5 protein-coding genes are annotated in these 6,591 nt (G+C 37.7%); all 5 read left to right on the forward strand.

The annotated features are described in order from the left end of the window. Positions 1-38: 38 nt before the first annotated feature. The 5 genes from EJK17_RS09615 (at position 39) to EJK17_RS09635 (ending at position 6,450) form a co-directional block, all read left to right on the forward strand. Positions 39-854 carry a Cof-type HAD-IIB family hydrolase gene (locus EJK17_RS09615; protein ID WP_103660920.1) on the forward strand — a complete coding sequence of 272 codons (816 nt, stop codon included), beginning with the start codon at positions 39-41 and terminating at the stop codon, positions 852-854. Between the two features lie 216 nt (positions 855-1,070). After that, positions 1,071-1,526: a hypothetical protein gene (locus EJK17_RS09620; RefSeq protein WP_103660921.1), complete on the forward strand. Its 456-nt coding sequence runs from the start codon at positions 1,071-1,073 to the stop codon at positions 1,524-1,526. After that, positions 1,502-4,108 carry an SEC10/PgrA surface exclusion domain-containing protein gene (locus EJK17_RS09625; RefSeq protein ID WP_127796387.1) on the forward strand — a complete coding sequence of 869 codons (2,607 nt, stop codon included), beginning with the start codon at positions 1,502-1,504 and terminating at the stop codon, positions 4,106-4,108. Before EJK17_RS09620 ends, EJK17_RS09625 begins: the two co-directional genes overlap by 25 nt. Before the next feature lie 354 nt (positions 4,109-4,462). Further along, the gene (locus tag EJK17_RS09630; RefSeq protein WP_103660923.1) at positions 4,463-5,878 is read left to right on the forward strand and encodes a DHA2 family efflux MFS transporter permease subunit; all 1,416 of its coding nucleotides are present in this window, start codon (positions 4,463-4,465) and stop codon (positions 5,876-5,878) included. A gap of 119 nt (positions 5,879-5,997) precedes the next feature. Next, positions 5,998-6,450 carry a hypothetical protein gene (locus EJK17_RS09635; RefSeq protein ID WP_103660924.1) on the forward strand — a complete coding sequence of 151 codons (453 nt, stop codon included), beginning with the start codon at positions 5,998-6,000 and terminating at the stop codon, positions 6,448-6,450. The last annotated feature ends 141 nt before the right edge of the window (positions 6,451-6,591 follow it).

Raw genomic sequence — 6,591 nt, forward strand, 5'->3', positions numbered from 1 at the left:
TTAAATTTAAAGTAGAGATTATTAAAGGAGCATTTTTTATGACTTTACCATTTAAAGCGGTAGCGGTTGATATGGATGGAACTTTTTTAGATGACCGCAAGCAATATAATCATGAACAATTTGAGCAGATTTTGATTGAATTTGAAAAGCGAGGCGTGCACTTTATTGTCGCTTCAGGACGTCCTTATGCGCGGCTCAAGCAAGACTTTAAGGGCTTTGCAGATCGGATGGACTTTGTTTCCTTAAATGGTTCACGGTTAATTATTGAAGGTAAACAAGCAGCCGGTTATCCATTGAAGCGCGAGAGTGTCTTGGATTTAATCAAGGATGTTCAAAGTAAATACGGCAAGATTGCGACCATGGTCTATGAAACGCATATTGCTTATTTGAATACAGAAGTGCCTAAGGCTGATCGAGAGTTTTTGGCATATTTTGCTGGCCGCAGTGCGGAAGTAGATGCTTGGGATGAACTGCCTAAAGATGATATTTACGAAATTACTTTTAGTTTAAACAGTGAACATGTGCATGAAGTTGAAGAGGACTTCAACAAGAAGCATGATGATCAGATTGCCGCTTTTGCTTCGGCGGGGATGGCAATTGACATCAATGCAGCTGGCGTGAACAAAGGTAGTGGCTTGAAGCACTTACTTGAAAAGATGGGCTTGACTGGTGACGACTTAATTGCCTTTGGCGATGGCGGCAACGATATTGATATGCTTAAATTTGCCAAGTATTCTTATGCCATGGCTAACGGGATGGAGGAAGTTAAGAAGCAAGCTAAGTTTATTGCTCCGGCTAATACTGAGAATGGAGTCTTCAAGACTTTGCAAAAGTATTTAGATGAAGATAAGTAAAATTTGAATAAGTGTAATTTAATTAAAATGAAAAGTAGTGTCTGATTGGCACTGCTTTTTTTGATGAAGAAAAAATTATAATTTAGTTTTTTCTTGCAAATATGTATATTTGTTATTTTTGCGGGTGGTCATAGGCTATGATATTGAGTGAAACTCTACAAATGAAGGTGTCGAATGTAGGTAGATAATTAGTAGATCAAAAAGTGTCGTACAGATATGAGTAATAGGGAATTTAAGGAGAAATTGCCGAATAAAAAGTTTAAAGTTACTAGTTTGACCGCTGCTGCACTGGCTTCTGTTTTGCTTGCTGGTGCTGGATTTAATGGTGAAGTTAAGGCTGCTAATGTTGATAGTGGTACTGAGAGTAAGGCGAAGACGCCAGTTGAGAATGCGCAAGACAATGTTGCTAGCACAAAGAAGGATGTTAGTGATAAGCAAGCTGCTTTAGATAAGGCAAAGGGTGCTGCGAAGGATCCTGATGAGGATTATAGTAAGCAAGAAGCCGCAGTTAAGAAGGCTGAAGGGGATGCCAAGGATAAGGCTGAAGCATATAAGAAGGCACAAGCTGAGACTGAAGCTGCGAAGAAGCTAAGAAGCCTGGTTCAATTGATGCGGCTAAGCAAAATGTTGCTGATGCAGGTAAGAAAGTGGACGAAGCTAATGCAGCTTTAAAGGAAAAGCGAGGACAAACTGCTGCTACACAAAAGAAAGTTGACGATGCAAAATCTGCGGTTATCGAACAACAAAAAGCAGTTGATGAGAAAGCTCAAGCTGTTGGGGATGCGCAAAAGCAAGTTGGTGATGCACAAGCAGCTTTGGATGGTACAGGGTTTAATGAAGCACAAAAGAGCTTAGCTGATATTAATGCAACTATTAAGCAAGAAAAAGATGATTTAGCTAAAAAGCAAAAGCAAGTTGAAGACTTAACTAATGATGTTGCAAATAAGAAAGAAACAATTAGTAAGCTTGATTTATCCGGCAAGAAAGCGGCTCTCATAAAGGCTGGTAAGAATGCGGGAAGCGTTCGAGGAAAACTAGAAGATTTAAAAGCTCTTAGTAAAGGGACTGATAGTCAGATTAACTCTGATAAAGATGAAAAGAAACGCATTGAAGAAAATCAACAAAATAATATTGTTATTTCTAATGTTGATAAGTATAAAAAAGCGTTGTTAGATTACAATGAAAATAATCAGTTGACGCAAGACGATATTGATTATATGAATGAAAATAGAGCTTTATGTGTTTATAAATCATCTGAGCAAGATAAAGGAAACAAAGTTAATCTGAGAAGGCTAGAAAATGATCAAATTGTAGATCTTTCATTATTTGCAGCTAACTTGATCAATAAAGTTAGAGCACAATTTGGCTGGAAGGCAACTGACGTATCTAGTGCTAGCTTAATGTTTGCCAAACGTGTTGCAAAAAATTATCTGCAAGATGATGCGAGTTATCCTGATTGGCATGATGTAGATGGCTTAGATGAAGCTATGAGACACTATGATTTGCTAAGTTATAGCGAAGATATGGGGCCTGCTGATATTACCTCTAGTCGAACAAATATGGATGAATTAAAGAAAAATATTTACAATTTGATTAGCAGGATGATTTTTACTGATGGAAATGGTGTTGCTAGTACAGGTGCAGATCCAACTTATGAATTAGCACATGCTAAAGGCGTTTTAGGTGTGACATTCAATAAAGAATCAAATAGTTTACAACCGACATCAGATTATCTAGCTGTTATTCCAACTATCTTTAAAGATAATAAAGTAGCTATTCATATTTTAAGGGCACTTCCTGAGCGTACTGGTTCATACAAATATCCTTCCTATAATGAAAAACTATTGAATATAGAAGATGAACTAACAAATACTCTTCCAAATAAGAGGCGAGAATTAAACGTAGAAATTGCTAAGGCAGAAAAAGAATTGACAATTCAGGAAAATGATGCTGCAGCTAAGCAAACTGCATATTCTGAAGCTCATAATCAATATGTAAAACTGTCTGATCAAATTGATAAAGAAACACAAGCAGTTAATGATTTGATTAATAACCAAATCCCAGCATTGAATTCAAGAATTAATGATGATGGGATTGTTAAAGCTAACCAGGAAAAGAAAGTTAAAGATTTAACTAAGACCCACCAAACAAAAGCAGATGCTTTATCTGATGTTAAGCAAGATTTAGAAACTGCTAAGTCCAATTTGCAATCAGCTAAGGATGAACTAGCCAAAAAACAGACAAGTTTCGATACTACTAAAAAAGAACAACAATCTTTAAATGATGCAATTGATACTCTTCAAAAGAAGACTATTCCTGCATTAGAAAACGCACAAAAAGATGCCCAAACCAAATTAGATAAATTACAAAAAGCAGGAGATATTCTTAAGAAAGCTCAAGATGCCGAAACCGAGACAGAAAAGGCAAATAAAGATGCTCAAGATAAGTTAACAGACGCTCAAAATCAACTTAAGGCACTTTTACCAGCCAAGCAAGCAGCTGACAAGGCAGTAAACGACACCCAAACTGACCTTGATAATGCTCAAAAAAAGTTGAATGACGCCCAAGCTAAACTTGAACAAGCTCAACAAGAAGAAAATGCCCAACACATGAATATTTTCACAGGCTATAACGACACCTCAGCTGACGACTTCGGTAACTACATCCCTGATGCCACTACCAACACCAGCAATGCCGTTCCAGCTGTCACTACCCAAACTCCAGCTGCAACGCCTACTCAAACTCCTAACACCACTCAAACCAAGACTCCAGAAGTAACCCCAACTACAGACACTAAGGTCACTCCTGAAGAATCAACCAAGGCCAACTTGCCAAAGATGACCTACAAGAAGATCACCTTAACTCGTAACGCTGTCGTTTACGACAAGCATGGCAAGGCCATCAAGAAGGGTGTACACAAGCGGACCATCAAGAAGGGTAAGATCCTCAAGGCTCTCAAGAACGCCAAAATCGTCAAGATCAAGGGCAAGAAGTACTTCCAAATCGGCCGCAACAAGTTCATCAAGGTTAACTCAGCCATTGTTGTTTCTAAGGTGAACTTCAAAGCTCAATTGAAGGGGATTAGAAGAGTGAAGGCCTACAATCGCTTAGGTAAGTTCAACAAGCACTATTTGCGTGCTCACCACCGTTACAGCTTTACCCAAAAAGCTATTATCAACGGTAAGACTTACTACAAGGTAGCTCATACCAATAACTGGGTTCCAGCAAGCAAGGTTGGTAAGAAGATTAAATAAAAATTATATTTGCATCATTTCGATGCAAATATGTAGAAACGCTCTTTTTAGAGCAACGATAGTGCATAATAATAAGGACGATGTTAAATCTTAACAACGTTTCTTCTTTTAGATGATCTTGATGGTCTTATTAGTGTTCAAACTTGAGAGAAAGTTATCCTGCACGTACCTTAGTCTTGTTTGATTGCTCAAACTAATAAGATGATCAAGTAAAATAAACAAATCGAAAAAACTACTGCGAAGAAAGCGGTAGTTTTTTCTTTTGAAACCATTTACATTTAAAAATCGCTTACGAAGAAAAATTTTTTCTGGTAAAGTAATCAACGTTGCCGTAAAAAAGGAGGAATTTATTTAATGGAAGAAATGAATAATGGAATGAAAGCTCGAGTTCAAGTTAAAAAGCCTTGGCTCGCTATTCTGCCATTAATGCTTGGATCATTTGTAGGGATGTTCAGTGAAACTGCTTTGAACATTGCTCTACCACAATTGATGAAGGCTCTTCAAGTTGGTCAGTCTTCAATTCAATGGCTGGTTACTGGTTACATGCTGGTAATCGGGATTGTCCTTCCACTTTCAAGTTTGCTTACTAAGTGGTTTACGACCAAAAAATTAGTTATCTTCGGCTTATTAGCCTTTATTATCGGTTCTTTGATTTCTGGTCTTGGGGTTAACTTCCCAATGGTCTTAGTCGGAAGAATGATTCAAGGGATCAGTACTGGGATTATTTTGCCGTTAATGTTTACTATTGCAATGTTGATTTTCCCACCAAACAAGTTGGGAACCGTTAACGGGGTGTTAGCTTTAGTAATCATGTTTGCCCCAGCAATTGGGCCAACTTTAACTGGGTTAATTTTAGCTGCCGGTTCATGGCGTGATATTTTCTATACCTTCGTTGTGTTCTTGGTGATCGCTTTAATCATTGCCTTCATTTCAGTGAAGAATGTTAATACAATTTCTAAGCCAAAGATCGACTGGTTATCAATTATCTTGTCAATTGTTGCCTTCTCAGGTTTAATTGCTGGTACTAGTTTTGCTAGTCATGCCGGTTGGTTATCAGCTCAAGTTTTAATTTGCTTGATCGTCGGCATCATTGCCTTAATTCTTTACTGCAAGCGTCAATTAAGCTTACAAGTACCAGTTTTGAACTTGAAAGTCTTTAAGCACCGCAACTTCACTTTAGGTGCAATCTTAGTCATGATTGACTTCGGTATTATCTTGTCAGCAATGTATCTTTTACCTCAATACTTGCAAAACGGTTTGTTAGTTGCAGTTGCTTTGACAGGGATTATCATGCTTCCTGGTGGTTTAATTAATGCCATCACTTCTGCTTTAGCTGGTAGAATGTATGATAACTTTGGTGCCAAGTGGCCAGCTAGAATCGGCTTCTTAATCGCTTTTGTTGGGGCCGTAATGCTTAGTTTAGTAACTACCCATAGTGCTATCTGGTATGTCATTTTAGCTCATATTATCTTGATGATCGGTGCTCCTCTTGCGATGTCACCATCACAAACTTCAGCTTTGAACTCGCTTAAGGGTCTTGAATCAGCTGATGGTTCAGCTATTTTGAACACGATGCAACAGATCGTTGGTGCGTTAGCCACTGCACTTGCTACAAGTTTCTTAACCATGGGTAGAGGTGCAGTTAATGGTTCAGCAGCATTCAAGTTCACTAATGGTGTGCACTACGGAATGTACTTCACCATTGCATTAACTGTTATTGGTTTTATCATTGCCTTATTTGTTAAGGATGATGGTAATTACACAGATTAATTGTTAATTTTTCCACTTACTTAAGGTGGCGGTCTAAATGATCGCTACCTTTTTTTGTGAAAAAGCTTCGATACATGTACAATAGAAGTAAGTGATTTTAAACAAATGGAGACAATGCAATGACAGAAGAAATTAGCGTAAACTTTGAAGCCAAGAATCCCAGTGGAATTAAGTTGTTAAATCGCCTTTATGATTGCCACTTAGTCTTAAATGACATTGGGGTTCGTTTAGACGAGCAGATCACAAAGCAAGAAGAAATTACGGTTCCAACCAAAGAAGACATGGACAACTTAAATGATACCTTTGGTAAGTCTGTATCAACTTTTAATGATATTGGCGATCAATATGGCGACATTAATAATTTTGCTAACAATTTTGGTGGTCAAACCGCTGAGTTTGCTCGCAAGTTATTAACTGAAATGGTTGAATTTAACAACGGGATTGCCGATATTGGTGATACAGAAGGCGGCTTAGCTAATTACGATGATGATAAGCTCAACAACTGGGTTAACCGCGTGATGGGTGATATCGTTGATACTAATGAAGCTTTTAATGAATTAATTAAGAAGTAAATTTTAAGACGCATAATAAACATTCTAAGCTAAATAGTGAATTAGTTATCCGACGGGATAATTGATTCACTATTTTTGTTCTCTTGTAGAATTAAAGTAGTAGTAAAACGATATGCCCTGTCGCTTTTAGACACTTGATGT

Source organism: Lactobacillus xujianguonis, from assembly GCF_004009905.1.
Classification (GTDB): domain Bacteria; phylum Bacillota; class Bacilli; order Lactobacillales; family Lactobacillaceae; genus Lactobacillus; species Lactobacillus xujianguonis.